This window comes from Mesorhizobium sp. P2_H9, from assembly GCF_056403215.1.
The window spans coordinates 155,299-170,904 of sequence record NZ_JBFUFX010000010.1 but is presented as its reverse complement, the minus strand read 5'-3'; the positions used below and the strand labels follow the sequence as shown (position 1 = coordinate 170,904).

Annotated in this window: 13 protein-coding genes; 9 read left to right on the top strand and 4 right to left on the bottom strand. The window is 62.5% G+C overall.

The window, feature by feature from the left end; all coding sequences use genetic code 11:
- Positions 1-126: 126 nt before the first annotated feature.
- Positions 127-1,398 (top strand): efflux RND transporter periplasmic adaptor subunit, encoded by a 1,272-nt coding sequence (locus AC1DXN_RS20445; protein WP_477270901.1) that lies wholly within the window; start codon positions 127-129, stop codon positions 1,396-1,398.
- Positions 1,398-4,481 (top strand): efflux RND transporter permease subunit, encoded by a 3,084-nt coding sequence (locus AC1DXN_RS20440; RefSeq protein WP_477270899.1) that lies wholly within the window; start codon positions 1,398-1,400, stop codon positions 4,479-4,481. Before AC1DXN_RS20445 ends, AC1DXN_RS20440 begins: the two co-directional genes overlap by 1 nt.
- Before the next feature lie 148 nt (positions 4,482-4,629).
- Here AC1DXN_RS20440 and AC1DXN_RS20435 read toward each other — a convergent pair whose 3' ends face one another.
- Positions 4,630-5,094, bottom strand: a complete 465-nt coding sequence (locus tag AC1DXN_RS20435) for a L,D-transpeptidase (protein WP_477246434.1) — start codon at positions 5,092-5,094, stop codon at positions 4,630-4,632.
- A gap of 356 nt (positions 5,095-5,450) precedes the next feature.
- Between AC1DXN_RS20435 and AC1DXN_RS20430 the strand changes: the two genes are divergently transcribed.
- Entirely contained in the window at positions 5,451-5,786 is a 336-nt protein-coding gene (locus tag AC1DXN_RS20430) for a hypothetical protein (protein ID WP_477421639.1), read from the top strand.
- 34 nt (positions 5,787-5,820) lie between these two features.
- A complete protein-coding gene (locus tag AC1DXN_RS20425) occupies positions 5,821-5,988 on the top strand; it encodes a hypothetical protein (protein WP_477270895.1) in 168 nt (55 codons plus the stop codon).
- 78 nt (positions 5,989-6,066) lie between these two features.
- On the opposite strand, the gene AC1DXN_RS20420 is transcribed toward AC1DXN_RS20425, so the two are convergent.
- The gene (locus AC1DXN_RS20420) at positions 6,067-6,753 is read right to left on the bottom strand and encodes a response regulator transcription factor (protein ID WP_477246428.1); all 687 of its coding nucleotides are present in this window, start codon (positions 6,751-6,753) and stop codon (positions 6,067-6,069) included.
- A 94-nt stretch (positions 6,754-6,847) separates the two neighbouring features.
- On the opposite strand from AC1DXN_RS20420, the gene AC1DXN_RS20415 reads away from it, so the two are divergent.
- Both AC1DXN_RS20415 and AC1DXN_RS20410 read left to right on the top strand, forming a co-directional pair.
- A complete protein-coding gene (locus tag AC1DXN_RS20415; protein WP_477270893.1) occupies positions 6,848-7,579 on the top strand; it encodes a response regulator in 732 nt (243 codons plus the stop codon).
- Positions 7,580-7,640: 61 nt separating this feature from the next.
- On the top strand, positions 7,641-9,728 hold the full coding sequence (locus AC1DXN_RS20410; RefSeq protein WP_477246424.1) for a GAF domain-containing sensor histidine kinase: 2,088 nt from the start codon (positions 7,641-7,643) through the stop codon (positions 9,726-9,728).
- Positions 9,729-9,918: 190 nt separating this feature from the next.
- Here the strand turns inward: AC1DXN_RS20410 and AC1DXN_RS20405 are convergent, their stop codons facing one another.
- Entirely contained in the window at positions 9,919-10,329 is a 411-nt protein-coding gene (locus AC1DXN_RS20405) for a hypothetical protein (protein WP_477246423.1), read from the bottom strand.
- Positions 10,330-10,771: 442 nt separating this feature from the next.
- Between AC1DXN_RS20405 and AC1DXN_RS20400 the strand changes: the two genes are divergently transcribed.
- Entirely contained in the window at positions 10,772-11,974 is a 1,203-nt protein-coding gene (locus tag AC1DXN_RS20400) for an aromatic ring-hydroxylating oxygenase subunit alpha (RefSeq protein WP_477270891.1), read from the top strand.
- A 176-nt stretch (positions 11,975-12,150) separates the two neighbouring features.
- Here the strand turns inward: AC1DXN_RS20400 and AC1DXN_RS20395 are convergent, their stop codons facing one another.
- Positions 12,151-13,566 (bottom strand): aminotransferase, encoded by a 1,416-nt coding sequence (locus AC1DXN_RS20395; RefSeq protein WP_477270889.1) that lies wholly within the window; start codon positions 13,564-13,566, stop codon positions 12,151-12,153.
- A 271-nt stretch (positions 13,567-13,837) separates the two neighbouring features.
- On the opposite strand from AC1DXN_RS20395, the gene AC1DXN_RS20390 reads away from it, so the two are divergent.
- On the top strand, positions 13,838-14,755 hold the full coding sequence (locus AC1DXN_RS20390; protein ID WP_477270887.1) for an ABC transporter permease: 918 nt from the start codon (positions 13,838-13,840) through the stop codon (positions 14,753-14,755).
- Positions 14,752-15,576 (top strand): ABC transporter permease, encoded by an 825-nt coding sequence (locus tag AC1DXN_RS20385; protein ID WP_477270885.1) that lies wholly within the window; start codon positions 14,752-14,754, stop codon positions 15,574-15,576. Before AC1DXN_RS20390 ends, AC1DXN_RS20385 begins: the two co-directional genes overlap by 4 nt.
- Positions 15,577-15,606: the final 30 nt, after the last annotated feature.

Genomic DNA, 15,606 nt, shown 5'->3' with positions numbered 1-15,606 from the left:
CTTATGCGGAATTGACAAGACCGTCCAGACGGTACAGTAAGATCGCCGTCATTTGAAACCGGGACCTGCCATTGCTAGTGTCCCGCGACCGACCGCTATGTGGGTCGCCGTTCGAGGGGACTTTTTGTGTTCAAGCGCATAATCCAGATAATCGTCATCGCCTTGGTTTTGCTCGTGCTCACGGTCGTGGTCGGCGGGATCGTCGGCTTCAACTTCCTTCGCGACAACGGCATCAAGCAGTATTTCGCCACGATGAAGCCGCCTGCAGCAACTGTATCGACGGTCATCGTCAAGCCGTCGGACTGGACCCCGGGCGTCGAGGCAATCGGCACGGTCAGCGCGGTGCGCGGCGTCGACCTCACTGTCGAAACCGCCGGCATCGTCAAGGAAATCCTGTTTCACGCCAACCAGAAGATTGCCGACGGCGCAACCCTGCTGCAGCTCGACGACGCCGTCGAGCGCGCTGATCTCGAGGCGACCAAGGCGCAGGCCGCATCCGACCAGACGACGCTGCAGCGCGCCCTTGAACTGCAGCGGCGCGGCGTCGGCACCGACGCAACGCTCGACGCGGCGCGGGCGGCGGCGTCGGTCTCCGCCTCGCAGGTGAACAAGCTGCAGGCAGTGCTCGACCAGAAACAATTGACCGCGCCCTTCAGCGGCACGGTGGGCATTCCGAAAATCGACCTTGGCCAGTATCTGACGCCGGGCACTGCAGTGGTGACCTTGCAGGACCTGGACACGATGCGAGTCGACTTCTCCGTTCCCGAACAGCAGCTCCCGCTGCTGAAGATCGAGCAAAAGGTGCGGCTGGGCATCGGTGGCGGCGACTTGCCCTACGCCGGCAAGATCCGCGGTATCGATCCCAAGATCGACCCCACCAGCCGGCTGGTCACCATCCGGGCGGAGGTCGCCAACACCGAAGGCAAGCTCACCCCCGGCCAGTTTGTGCAGGTACGCGTCGAACTGCCCGAGGAAAACAATGTGCTGGCTCTGCCGCAAACGGCGCTGACATCCAGCCTCTACGGCGACTTCATCTACGTGGTGCGTCCGGCCAAGGCACCTGAAGGCCAACCTGCCGATGCAGCCAAACCCGCCGATGCAGCCAAGCCCGCTGATGCCGCCAAGCCTGCCGACCCTGCCGCGGCAAAACCCGCTGACAAGGCGGCTGCCGACCCGGCTAAACCGGCGGCGGAAGAACAAAAGCCCGAGCTCGTCCTGTCGCAGGTGTTCGTCAAGCCTGGCCGTCGCAACGCGGGCATGGTCGAGATCCTTGAAGGTTTGACGGCTGGCGACGAGGTTGTCACCGCCGGTCAGAACCGACTCTTCAATGGCATGTCCGTTGCTGTCGACAACACCATCGACCCGACCCAATCGGCAAACAAGCAGGCCGCCCAGTAATGAACGTCTCCGACATCTTCATCCGCCGCCCGGTTCTGTCGACGGTCCTGGCCTGCATGATCCTGCTCCTGGGCTTCCAGGGCATTTTCAACCTGTCGATCCGGCAATATCCAAAGGTCGATGAAACGGCCATCACCATCACCACGGCCTATCCGGGTGCCAGCGCCGACCTGATCCAGGGCTTTATTTCGGCGCCGATCGCCCGTGCCGTCGCCTCGACCGAGAACATCGACTACGTCACCTCGTCGAGCCGGCCCTCTTCCAGCACCGTGACCGTGCAGATGAAGCTCGGCTCCAATCCCGATGTCGCGCTGACCGAAGTGCTGTCGAAGGTGCAGGGCGTGCGCGGTACCTTGCCCGACGCATCGAAGGACCCGGTCATCGTCAAGGGCACCGGCGATCAGTTCGCGATGATGTACATCTCGATGCAGAATCCGAACATGACGAAGGAGCAGTTGACCGAGTATATCGAGCGCGTCATCCGGCCACGCATGTCGACGGTGGAAGGCGTCGCCGACGTGCAAATCTTCGGCGCCCAGGAATATTCGATGCGCGTCTGGATCGACCCGGTCAAGCTTGCCGCGCGTGGCGTGACCGCATCCGAAGTGCTGGCCGCGATCAACAATTCCAACTTCCTTTCTGCGCCCGGCAACACCCAGAACGAATATGTCGTCTCCTCGATAACGGTGCGCTCGACGCTGCAGACGCCTGAGGCTTTCGCCGAACTGCCGCTGCGTTCGACGGATGGCAATGTGGTGCGGTTGCGCGACGTGGCGCGAGTGGAACTGGCCGCGGCAAGCACCGACACCAGGGTCAGTTTCAACGGCAAGCCCGGCACCTTCCTTGCCATCTTCCCGACACCGGCGGCGAACCCGCTGACGACGGCAGCGGCGATCCACAAGATCGTACCACTGATCCAGGACACACTGCCGCAAGGCATGACGATCGAGATCGTCTACGATTCAACCGAGCAGATCAGCGCCTCGATCTACGAGGTGTTCAAGACCATTGCCGAGGCCGTCGCCATCGTCATCGTCGTCATCCTGCTCTTCCTTGGTTCGTTCCGCTCGGTGATGATGCCGATCGTCACCATTCCGCTGTCGTTGATCGGCGTTTGCTTCCTGCTCTATTCGGTGGGCTATTCGATCAACCTGTTGTCGTTGCTGGCCATGGTGCTGGCGATCGGTCTCGTCGTCGACGACGCCATCGTGGTGGTGGAAAACATCCATCGCCACATGGAAGAAGACCACATGTCGCCGATGCAGGCGGCCTTCAACGGCATGCGGGAAATCTTTTCCGCCATCGTCGCCATGACGGTGACATTGGCCGCCGTGTTCGCACCACTGGCTTTCACCGGCGGCCTGACCGGCGCCCTGTTCCGCGAATTTGCGGTGACGCTTGCCGGCTCGGTGGTGCTTTCGGGTGTCATCGCCGTCACCATCACGCCGATGATGTCGGCGCGCCTGCTGAAAGCCGGGTCACCCGGCCGCTTCCAGCGCATTGTCGACGGCACTTTCGGACGCGTCGAACGCGTCTATGAAAAGGCGGTCACCGGATCGCTGAACTATCGCCCACTGACGCTGATAATCGTCATTGCGCTGGTCGCCGTCACCGGCTTTGCGTTCACCAAGACGTCTAGCGAACTGGCACCGGAAGAAGATCAGGGCTTCCTGCTGTCGATCGTCAACGCGCCGCGTTATGCGACGTCGGACTATACCGAACTCTACGTCAACCAGATGCTTGGCCTGGTCAAGGACATACCGGAGACGCGGGCGCAGTTCTCGGCAGTGGCGTTTGGCGGCCAGACCAGCGGTGCCTTCGTTGGCTTTGCCTTCAAGGACTGGGCCGAACGCACGCGCAGCTCGAAGGAGATCCAGGCCGACATCCAGGGACGCCTCGCCAAGGTCGCCGGTGTCGAGGCTTTCGTCTTCGCGCCGCCAACGCTGCCTGGCTCCGGTGGCGGTCTGCCGATCACCATGGTGGTGCGTTCGACCGGCAATGCTTCCGATGTTTTCGAAGCGGCCGAGCAGATCAAGAACAAGGCGCAGGCTTCCGGTCGCTTCATTGTCGTGCAGAACTCGATGGCCTACGACGCGCCACAGGTGACGGTAACGATAGACCGTGACCGCGCCGCCGCCCTCAACCTGCCGATCGCCGATATCGGCCGCACGCTGACCTTGCTGGTCGGCGGCGCCGAAGTGGCGCAGTTCGACCGCGATTCAAACAGCTACGACATCATCCCGCAGGTGCCACAAGAATTCCGCGACAATCCCGAAAAGCTGGCAGAATACTTCGTGCGCAGCGTCTCGGGCCAGATGGTGCCGCTCTCGGCCGTGGTCAAGATCTCGACCAACGCCTCGCCGGCCGCGATCGAGCAGTTCAACCAGCTGAACTCGGCAACGATTTCCGCGCTGCCGCTGCCCGGCGTCACCACCGGCGACGGGCTCAAGGCCATCGAGGACATCGCCAAGGAAAGCCTGCCCGACACCTTCTTCATCGATTATTCCGGCCAGTCGCGGCAGGAGAAGGAGCAAGGCAGCACCATCCTGATCGCCTTCGCAGCCGCAATCCTCGTCATCTATCTGGTGCTGGCGGCGCAGTTCGAAAGCTTCCGCGATCCGCTGATCATCATGATGGCAGTGCCGCTGTCGATCTTCGGCGCCATCGTGCCGCTCAATCTGGGGCTGGGAACACTCAACATCTACACGCAGGTCGGCCTGATCACGCTGATCGGCTTGATCACAAAGCACGGCATCCTGCTGGTCGAGTTCGCCAACCAGCAGCGCGAGAAGCATGGGATGTCACGCAGGGAAGCGATCATCGCCTCGGCCAAGGTGCGGCTGCGGCCGATCCTGATGACGACGGCGGCGATGGCGCTCGGCGTGGTGCCGCTAATCATCTCCAGCGGTGCTGGTGCCGCGGCGCGCTACTCGATGGGCCTGGTGATCTTCACTGGCATCCTGGTCGGGACCATGTTCACCCTGTTCGTGGTGCCGATGTTCTACACCTTCATCGCCAGCAAGGACCTGCCGCATCATGCCGAAAAGCCGGACCCGAAGCTGATGCCGGTGCCCGTCGACTGAACTGCGACGACACCAACGAACAAACAAAAAGAGGCCGGACAATTCCGGCCTCTTTCTTTGACTGGATTGATTACCGCGAAGCTCAGTGGAGCTTCAGGCGGGAGCTTGCTGTGCAGCTGCGCTGCGCGACCGCTCCAACCACAGCCGACTACTTGACGATGACGATGCTGGTATTGGCCGGGCCGAAGGTCTCGACCAGCTGATAGAAGTCGGCGGCATTGTCCGGGTGCAGCCGCACGCAGCCATGCGAAGCCGGCTGGCCAAGACGCTTGATGGCGTAGGTCGCATGCACCGCGTAGCCGCCGCTGAAGAACACCGAATGCGGCATCGGCGCGTTGTCGTATTTCTTCGAGTACCACATCTCATGCATGCGGGTCGGCTTGAACGAGCCGGTCGGGGTGATATGCGCCCGGTCGCCGGTCGAGACCTTCCAGGCGAAGGTCGGGCGGCCGTCGACCAGGACTTCCATGGTCTGCTGCGACAGCGAGACACGCGCCACGATCTGACTTGCGGCGGCGTGGGCAGCGCCATTGCCGGCACTGAAGAGAAGAGCCGCACCGGTCAGGGCGGCGGCGGTGATGTTGATGAGCTTGGCGGAAATGGCAGCGTACATGATGTTCCCCTGTTTTTGCCGGTCGGGCCGGTTCCAATTCGATGACCGGCTTATCCCAACGTCATGTTTCAAGCTGATTTCGCTTGCTGCTCGTTTGTGTTTCGAATCTGTTTCCTCAGGTTAACGAGAATGACAGGCAAAGCAGCGGAACAAGGGATGCCATCGTCGGCCTGTACTCTGCCTCGTAGGATCAAGATGCCAGGGTTGCCGTCAAACGAACGCGCGAATTTCCCTTATGTGAAAGACATTCCGTCTGGCTCGAAACCAATCTGCAACAAAGCGCGGCCTGGGCGGCATGATCTGGATACGGGCCGACGGCACAGTTGACGTAACGAAAACAGCCGGCGCAAACGAAGATGAGCATCAAATCGAACACCCTGTCCTGGCTTCTCAGGATAAGCATTGCCGCGGTCATCGTCGGCGGCGTCGGCACAGTCGCCGGCAGCCCGATGACGACGCTTGCGGCGGCCATGAACTCGGGCGAGGTTTCGACGCTGCATGCCGCGCTGTTCATTGCCTTGGTCTGGATTGTTTCCAGTCTGCGCATCAACCGCTTCAAAGCCCTCTGGCGGGTCGGCTTTGGACTGACGGGGATGCGCGGCCCCTCCGGCAACTTGCTGCCGAGAGGACCGAAGGCCCGCGCCGCGACGGGGGGCTCCGTGGGCGGCGCGGGCACTTCGGGGGTCTCCTGAAGCACCGACAATTCTGAAATTGGGGAAGAGACAGATGAACACGAAATTTGCCGCTTCAGTGCTTTCCGCACTGCTCTACACACAAGGCCTGCTCGGCTTTGCCGGTCTCGCCACCGTGCTGCTGAAGGATCGCGCTCACGCCAGTGAAGTCGTCGTGGCCAACGAAATGCCATCGGGACCATCGCTGCTGGTGGTGCGCTGAGTGCAGGCGCATCGGACCCAAAAGGGGAAACCGGTTTTGGGAAAATCCGATGCTAGACAAAAAGACGCGTTGTTGCCCTCAATCGGCGCGCTGTGTTGGCGGATCGAACCGGTAGCCGGCGCCCCGTATCGTGGTGATGGTTTCGGTGTCGAGCTTGCGGCGCAGCCGCACGATCCGCGAATCGATCGAGCGATCGAACGCATCGGCGTTTTCGGCGGGTGCCGCAGCGATGATGTCGTCGCGAGTCAGCACCTTGCGCGGACTGGCCAGAAACAGTTTCAGCAACGCCACCTGACCGGGCGACAGCTGTTCCTCGGTACCAGAACGATGCATGACCATCGCAGACCTGAGGTCGACGGTCGCGTTCTCCAGCACGAGCAATTCCCCGGTGTTGCGGCCGCGCCGCGCCAAGAGGCCGCCAATGCGTGCGGCAAGCTCCCTGACATTAAGCGGACTTTCGATGACGTCGGCGGCGCCGAGTTCGAGCGCCAGCACCTTGTCGACCAGATCGGCCGGCCGGCAGATCAGGATGAAATCGGGCCCACCCTCGCCGCCATGGCGCCTGAGCAGGTCGCGCCCCTCGGCCTGGCTGAGGCTGTCGCCGACAATGACGATGTCGATGCCCTTTGCCGAAAGCAGCGATTCGGCCTCCCAGGGCTGGCGCGCCTCGCGCACGTCATGGCCACGCCGCTCGAGATGGTCGGCGAGATCGGTCGCCACCACTTCGGCGACGGAAACAAGCGCGATGACGGATCGTGCGGCCATGTTTTCTTACCGTTCCCTTCGCAACCCGAGATGAGTGCTGGACATGATGTTTATACCCAATCTACTTTCCGCTGAAAGCGGGAGCGAGATCATAGTGCGGGCACGAATTATCATCGTCGAGGACGAGCCCGATCTGAGGGACGCGGTCGCCGAGTATCTCGGCGCCAACGGCTATGAAATGACCACGGCCGAAAGTGCCGCCGAAGCCCGCACCTTGCTGGAAACACAGTCGTTTCATCTGGCCATCCTCGACATCGCCATGCCAGGCGAAGACGGCCTGTCGTTCGGCCGCTGGCTGCGCTCGAAAATGCCGATCGGCATCATCTACGCCACCGCCGCCGGCACTGCGCTCGACCGCATCGTCGGGCTGGAACTCGGCGCCGACGACTATATCGTCAAGCCTTACGAGTTGCGTGAAGTGCTGGCGCGGGTTCGCAGCGTGCTGCGCCGCGTGCCGCAGCCGACCGCGCCGCAAGCCGCCAAGGTCGAGACAGGCGCCGGCCGCCGCTTCATGAGCTTCGGCCCTTTCCAGGCCGATCTCGACGGCAGACTGGTCACCGGCGCCAATGGCGCGGTCATCGACATGGCCAAGAGCGAGTTCGACGTGCTCGAGGTTTTCCTGACCCGCGCCAACCGGCTGTTGACGCGTGCGGCGATTTCCGAAGCGATCGGCTTCGTGGAGGACCCTGAATCGTCGCGCGCGGTCGACATCCGCATCATGCGGCTGCGAAAGAAGATCGAGGCGGATCCGGCCAATCCGAAATTTCTGCGCACGGTGCGCGGCGAAGGCTATATCTTTTCGCTGCCGACCGGCGACGGACACTGAGCGGCGCGATAGCCTGCTGTGGGAAGTAACCACACCGGCGCGACCTGGGTAACGACAGACCATGACTGCTGAACCGGCACGCACGGACATGCAAGGCACCCGTCAGGGCGCCGCAATGGCGGCGGTCCGCGTCGTTCGCCGGCTTCGCGAGGCCGGCGATTGGCAGCGTGAGATGGTGGGCATCCTCGAGACGCTCTGCGTTGCCATGGATTGCCAGCGCGGCATCCTGTTCAGGCTGCGCGAATTGCCCGGCCAGGGCTTCGCCCAGTCTGTGGCGGCCTACTGGATCGCCCCGCGCTTCGGCACCGAACTGGCATCGCCGACAGTCATCATGCAGTCGATCGTCAACTCGGACCCGTTGCTGGAGCGTCTGGCGGAGGATGAGCGGCAAGGCAAGATCTTCGCCGGCCACACACGCAATCTCGAAGGCTTCCTCAGGACCGATTTCGAGAAGCAGAACATCAAGTCGTTCCTGTCGGTGTCGGTCTTCGCGCACGGCCATCTGTGGGGCACGCTAGCCGTCAACGACTGCGTCAACGAGCGCGAATGGAGCGACGAGGAAGAGGCGACACTGCACATCGTCGCGCTCGCCATCGGCGACGCCATCGAACGGTCGCCGTCCGAGGCTCATGCTAGCGAAGTCATCCGCCGCACCATGCTGCAGGCCTCGCTCGACGCCATCGTCGTCATCGACGAGACCGGTTCGATCATCGAATTCAATCCGGCCGCCGAGAAGATGTTCGGCTTCCAGCGCTCCGATATCCTCGGCAAGGACCTGCTCGACACCATCGTACCGATCTATTACCGCAAGGGCTATGCGTCGGGGGCCGAATACATGACCGGCCGCGGCGCGCCGATGGTCGGCCAGCGGCTCGAAACCGTCACCCAAAACGCAGCCGGCGAGGTGTTTCCGATCGAGCTGACGGCGACCGAGATGCGGGTTGCCGATCGCTGCCTCATCTTCGGCTCGATCCGCGACCTGCGCGACAAATTGCGCGCCGAAGAGGAGATCGGCCGCCAGCGCGAAAAGCTGCACCAGAACGAGAAGATGGCGGCGATGGGCTCGCTGCTTGCCGGCGTTTCGCACGAGTTGAACAATCCGCTGGCCGTGGTCGTCGCGCAATCGACGCTGCTGCATGAATTCGCCTCAGACCCGCAGACCAAGGTGCGCGCCGAAAAAGTGCGCGCCGCCGCCGAACGCTGCGGCCGCATCGTCAAAAGCTTCCTGTCGATGGTCCGCCTGCATCCCACGGCGCAGGCCGAGACCGACCTCAACCAGGTGATCCGCGCCGCGCTCGAAGTGACCGCCTATGGCGCCAGGTCGAGCGGCATCATCATCGACACCGATTTCGCCACCGGCCCGTTGCTGGCCATGGCCGATGCCGACCATGTGACGCAGGTTGCCGCCAACTTCCTCATCAACAGCCAGCACGCGCTGGCAGGCGTCGCCGGCGACCGGCTGATCAAGGTGCGCACGTTTCGCAGCGACCGCGGCAATCCCGGATTTTCGGTTGAGGACAACGGACCGGGCGTGCCCGAGGCGATTCGCTCGCGCATCTTCGAATCCTATTTCACCACCAAGCCGGTCGGTGTCGGCACCGGCATCGGCCTGTCGATCTCGAAATCGATCATCGAGCGGCACAATGGCAATGTCTGGTTCGAGGAGGTGTTGCCGAGGGGCGCGCGGTTCGTCGTCCAGTTGCCGGCGATCACCGCCGGCGTCGCCGCCGCCGGCGACAGCCCGGCCCGCTCGAGCGGATTGCGCCACGCACTGATCATCGACGACGAGCCGGATGTCGCCGGCTCGCTCTCCGACATTCTGGAGCTGATGGGCATCAAGTCGCGGATCGTCCCGGCCTGGACATCGGCCGTTGCGACCCTGACCGGCCACATGCCGCCCGACATCGTCTTTTCCGATCTGCGCATGCCCGGCATCAGCGGCATATCAATCTATCGCGAACTACTCGCCGAAAAACCCGACCTGGCCCGGCGCTTCGTGCTGGTCACCGGCGACCTGATCGGCGCGAAGGCCGAGATCGAGGCCCTGCCGGCAGCGCAGCGGCCGCAGATCCTGGAAAAGCCTTTCAGCACGCTGGACGTCCGCGGCGTGCTGTCGGCCATTGCCGAGCAGGCGGCTGTTGCGAGCTGAAATTCAGCGCCTTCCCGGGATTTGTTGAGATTCAGGTCAGGCCGGCCTCACCTGAATATCAATAGATTCCAAAAAAGAGGCTCCCGACCGACAATGCGGCGGGAGCCTGACTGAGCGCAAGAGGAGCGCTCGGGGAGGTCAAAGCATGATCGCGAAGCAGGGAATGTTTCGCGGTCACGTTCAACAAAGATCAAAAGACGTTGGGCGTATTGGTCAGCGGCGCGGCATTAGCGATCATGCGAACCGCGCGGTCCCTGTGCTTGCCCGACTGCGCGGCAATGACGCGCAGGCAGTCCGCGCTCTCGGCGCCCCAGGCCTGGCCCTTGCAGGCAAAATCGATCTCCGGCATCGGCAGGCGCGCGGTCTTGATGGTGGTCGGCGCACCGTCGACGACGTTGGCCGGCGGATTGAGTGACGCGAAGGCCGGACCAATCGTCGGCGTGAACATCATCCCGACAAAGGCAACGGCGCTCAGCATCATGAACATCGCCATCGGATGGTCACTGGCGCGCTGGCGCAGCGCCAGTTTTGGGCGCCGGTCGTTGCGCTCCGGAGCCTGGAGGCGGATGTCGCTGTCGGCAGTCTCAACCTTCGTGTACATCGTCATTCCCCTTCGTTTCTTATTTCTTTTGCTATGAAGCGAACTTAATCGCGCTGTGTAACTGATGAATGATGCATCTCGTCTGCCCGTGTAACAGCGGCGAAACAGATATTTCGGGCATTACCGGGCATATTCGGTCAGGCAGCAAAGCTCGCATCCGCGCGATCGAACTATGACCAATCTCACACTCCCGAAATAAATTGCGAACGGCAGCCATTTTCCGGCACGATTTTGCCGACAGGGCGAGCGCCAATCCCGACGCAGCGCGCCCGCATCACAACCCTGGTTAACGCTCGGAAATCCCCGGATTTTCCGCGGCAGCACGGGCGTCGAAGCTACTCGAATTGGCCGGGCGAAAATCTTGCGATTTCCACAAACCATTGCATTTCAATGCAAAATATGATTATATTGAATGAGTATTCAACAAAAAGAAGAGCTGTCCATGAACCCGCACCTCCGTGACGTGGCGATCCCCAACGATTGGGACCGGCGGGGCTTGCCGGGCTGGAGTTATCATTCCGACGCCCTTCTCGAGCTCGAGAAAGAATACGTTTTCCGCAACCATTGGCAGATCGCCGGCCATGTCTCCGACGTGCCCGATGCCGGCGACTACATGACCATGGACGTGGTCGGCGAGCGGGCGCTGATCGTGCGCGGCAAGGATGGCGTCGTGCGCGCCTTCAACAATATGTGCCGTCATCGCGGCAGCCGCGTCGTCGCCGACAGCCAGGGCAACTGCAAGAACGCTCTGGTCTGCCCGTTCCACGGCTGGGTCTACAATCTCGACGGCACGCTGCGCGGTGCGGCCCGCCCGCGCTCCTTCCCCGATCTCGACAAGACCGAATTCGGCCTGATGCCGCTCGACCTCGAAATCTGGATGGGTTTTGTCTTCATCCGTTTCCGCAAGGGCGGCCCGCAGCCGTCGGTCGCAGAACTGCTGAAGCCGATCGAAGCCGAGATGGCCAACTACGGCGTTGCCGACATGGTGCCGTCTTGGGGCATCTGGACCCAGAAGTCCCCGGTCAACTGGAAGTCGGTGCGCGACGTCGACAATGAGGGCTACCACGTCGCCATGGCGCATCCGGCGCTGCAGGACCTCTACGGCGCGACCTATTTCGACGAGCCGTTCATCAACGGCGTGTCGCGTTCCTTCGCCACCTACAATCCGCATGCCGGACGGCGCTGGAGCGTGCGTGAATATATCAAGCACGCGCCGGCGGCGGAGCACCTGCCGGAGCACCTGCGCAAGGCGTGGATCTACTACGGCATGTTCCCCAACAACGCGCTGTCGATCATGCCGGAATCGGTGCAGTTCTATCAGGAGTTCCCGCTGACGACCGGCGAGACGCTGCTGCGCGGCGCCATCTACCGCTATCCCGACGAAACCCGGGAGCAGGCGGCGGCACGCTACCTCGCCTACCGCATCGATCGCGACACCATGAACGAGGACGTGCAGCTCTCGGTGTGGTCGAACGAATCGATGCTGTCCGAAGCCTTCGAGGGCTTTTACCTCTCCGACCTCGAATATGGTGTGCGCACCCACCACGACCATCTGCGCAAGCAGATTCCCGTTCTGGGGCTGGAGACGGCGCCGGACGAGAAGGAGATGTGGAACCTCAACGAGGCCATGCGATCGCAGGTGTAGGAGCAAGGAGAGCGCCCCTCTCCCCGTCTCTATACGGGAGAGGATGCCGGCAGGCAGGTGAGGGGCAGCGCCGTGCCTGTGACTCGGGTCGACGACGACCAATCGCCGACGTCAGCGCCGCCCCTCATCCGCCCTCCGGGCACCTTCTCCCCGTGAACGGGGAGAAGGGAGAAACTTCACCCCTGCCAGACACCCTCTTTCCTGAGATCATCCATCGTGCGCGAAATGCCTTCGCGCAGGATCGCCACCATGTCGTCGATCTGCTCGCGCGAAATGATCAGCGGCGGCGACATCACGCACATATTGATCAGCGGCCGCACCAGCAGGCCGAGCTCGTGGCAATGCGCGTCGATGCGCTTGCCGACATCCTTGTCGAGCTGCAGCGGGTCCTTGCTTTCGCGGTCGGCGACGCATTCGACGCAACCCATCAGCCCCATGCCGCGCACTTCGCCGACCAGCGGCAATTCCTCCAGCGTCTTCAGTTGCGCCTGAAAATAGGGCGCGACCTCGCGCGTGTGGGCGAGCACATCTTCCTCCAGGATATCGAGGTTCTTCAGCGCCACGGCGCAGCCGACGGGATGGCTGGTGTAGGTCAGGCCATGGCCGAACATCGCGTCCGGATGGTTCGAACGACGCAATTCCTGCAGCAGCCGCGCCGAGATGATGACGCCGCCAAGCGGGAAATAGCCCGAGGTCACGCCCTTGGCAAAAGTGATCATATCAGGATCGATGCCGAACACCTCGCCGGAGGCAAAGACATGGCCGAGCCGGCCGAAGGCGGTCACCACCTCGTCGGAGATATAGAGGATATCGTTGTCGCGGCAGATCTCGTGAATGCGCTTGAGATAGCCATCCGGCGGCACGATGACGCCGCCCGATGCCTGCACCGGCTCGCCGACGAAAGCGCCGATCTTGTCGGCGCCGACACGGGTCACCGTATCGCGGAACTGATCGACCAGGAAATCGGTGAAGGCGGCAATGTCCATGCCTTTCGGGCGCCGGAACGGATCGGGCGACGACAGTTTGACCACCAGTTCGTCGGCGCCGTCCATCCAGTCGCGGTCGCGCGGGCGGCCATTGAGCGAGGCCGACAGATAGGTCGAGCCGTGATAGGCGCCGCCGCGGCTGAGGATCAGCTTCTTTTCCGGGCGACCGCGCACATTGTTGTAGAATTGCATGAAGCGCAGCGCCGTCTCGACCGCGGAGGAACCGCCGGTGGTGAAGAAGACATGGCTGAGATCGCCCGGCGCATGGCCGGCGATGCGCATGGCAAGCTCCGCCGACGGCGCGTTCATCGTGTACCACGGCGTGTTGTAGGACAGCTTCATCGCCTGGTCGTACATCACCCTCGCCAGTTCCTCGCGGCGATGGCCGACATTGATGCACCACATGCCGGCCGGCCCGTCGATCAGCCTTTTGCCGGCAGCGTCGGTGATGTAGATGCCGTCGCCCTCGCCGATCAGCGCACGCGCCTCGGCCCCGACCGAGCCGGCGAACGGCCAGGGCTGGACGAGATGGCGCTTGGCCAGTTCGACGGCATCGTCGGCGGGCCCTGCCGTTTCAGTCGCCCTCAGATCTCTTGCAGCCGCCATTGTCGCCTCGCCTTGTTTGATCGCAGATATGGTCGAACACGAAACGAAGCACCAAGCATTGGAAATGTCGGCTTTCTTCACTTCATTTTGAATGTCCGTTCAATCAATATTGCAGAATTAGCGCTTGATTTCAATCCACGGATGCGCGCATGATGAAAGAAAGCCGGCGAGCATGGGGAACAGGCAGCCGGCGCCAGGATCTGTTAGACAATGGGAGCCGCATGGCGGGACAGTCCGAGCCAGAAACCGCGATCGCGCTAGGAGCCCTGCAATGACGGCGGCGGCTGAAGGGTCGCCTCCATTCGGCATGACGCGGGCCAGGCGAAACGCCCTTCTGCAATCCGAACCCGTCCAGGGCTTTGCCCTGATCAGCCCGACCCTTCTCTATGCGCTGATCCTTTTGGTGGGGCCGATCTTGGTGGTCATCGCCCATTCTTTCTGGACACAGAACTACCTCACCATCGACCACACCTTCACGCTGGAAAACTACCGCATCGCACTGTCCGAGCCAATCTATCGCGATCTGCTCTGGCGCTCGCTCTACATTTCGCTGACGGTGAGCTTCTTCACGGTCGTGCTCGCCTATCCGATCGCCTATTTCATCTCGTTCCATGGCGGCCGCCACAAGAGCCTGTGGCTGTTCCTGATCACCATCCCGTTCTGGACCAGCTACCTGCTGCGCGTGATGTCGTGGAAGGTCATCCTCGGCTACAACGGCGTCTTGAATTCCGGGCTGATGGGCCTCGGCATCATCGACGAGCCGTCGACCGCGCTGCTCTACAATTCCAGCGCCGTCATCATCACGCTGACCCATGCCTGGGCGGCCTTCGCCATCCTGCCGATCTTCGTGTCATTGGAGAAGGTCGACCGCACACTGGTCGAGGCGGCCAAGGACCTTGGCGACGGCCCGCTGTGCTCCTTCCTGCGCGTGACGCTGCCGCTGTCGGCGCCCGGCGTCATTTCGGCGGCGCTCATCGTCATGATCCCGACGGTCGGCGACTACGTCACGCCAAAACTTGTCGGCGGCAAGGACGGCGTCATGATCGCCAACGCCATCCAGGCCCAGTTCGGCAAGGCGTCCAACTGGCCGCTGGGCGCAGCCCTTTCGGTGACCACCATGCTGATCGTGACCTTGATGGCAGGCGCCACCGTGCTGATCATCCGCGCCATCCAGAGGCTGGCACGATGACGGCGGTGCGGCGCTTCCTGGCCAATGGCTGGCTGTCGACCTATGCGTTTCTCTACGTCGTCTTCCTCTATCTGCCGGTCATCTTCCTGCCGATCTTCTCGGTGAACACCGCGGCGACGCCGAAATTCCCGCTCACCGGCTTTACCTTGCATTGGTATGAGGATCTGCCGCGCACGCCGGCACTGCTCGACGCCGCCTGGAACAGCCTGGTCGTCGGCGTCTCAGCCTCCATCCTTTCGACCGTTCTCGGCATCCTCGCGGCACGCTCGATCACCCGCTACCGCTACCCCGGCCGCCGCACCATCAACGGCCTGATCATGGCGCCGCTGGTGCTGCCGGAAGTCATTGTCGCCATCTCCATGCTGCTGGTGATGCTGCAGCTGGGTTTGAGCCTGTCGCTGTTCACCGTCGTGCTCGGCCATGTCCTGGTCTGCATTCCCTATTCGATGACGGTGCTGACCTCCGGCTTCGAGGGTTTCGACCGCAGCCTGGAGGAAGCCTCCGCCGATCTCGGCGAGAGCGCCTTCGGCACGTTTCGGCGAGTGACATTGCCGATGGTGGCGCCGGCGATCATTTCCAGCCTGCTGGTCTGCTTCACCATCTCGCTCGATGAATTCATCATCGCCTTCTTCCTGACCGGCACCGAGGCAACGCTGCCGATCTACATCTGGGGCCAGCTGCGCTTTGCCGCCAAACTGCCGGGCGTGCTGGCGCTGGGCACGCTGTTGCTGGTGGCCTCCTTCCTGTTGATGACCGTCGCCGAAATCCTGCGCCGCCGCGCGGCAAAACGCACCCAGAACGAGGGAGGCCTCTATGCCTGAGCGGCCGCAAGCCGAACGATCGCAAGCCGA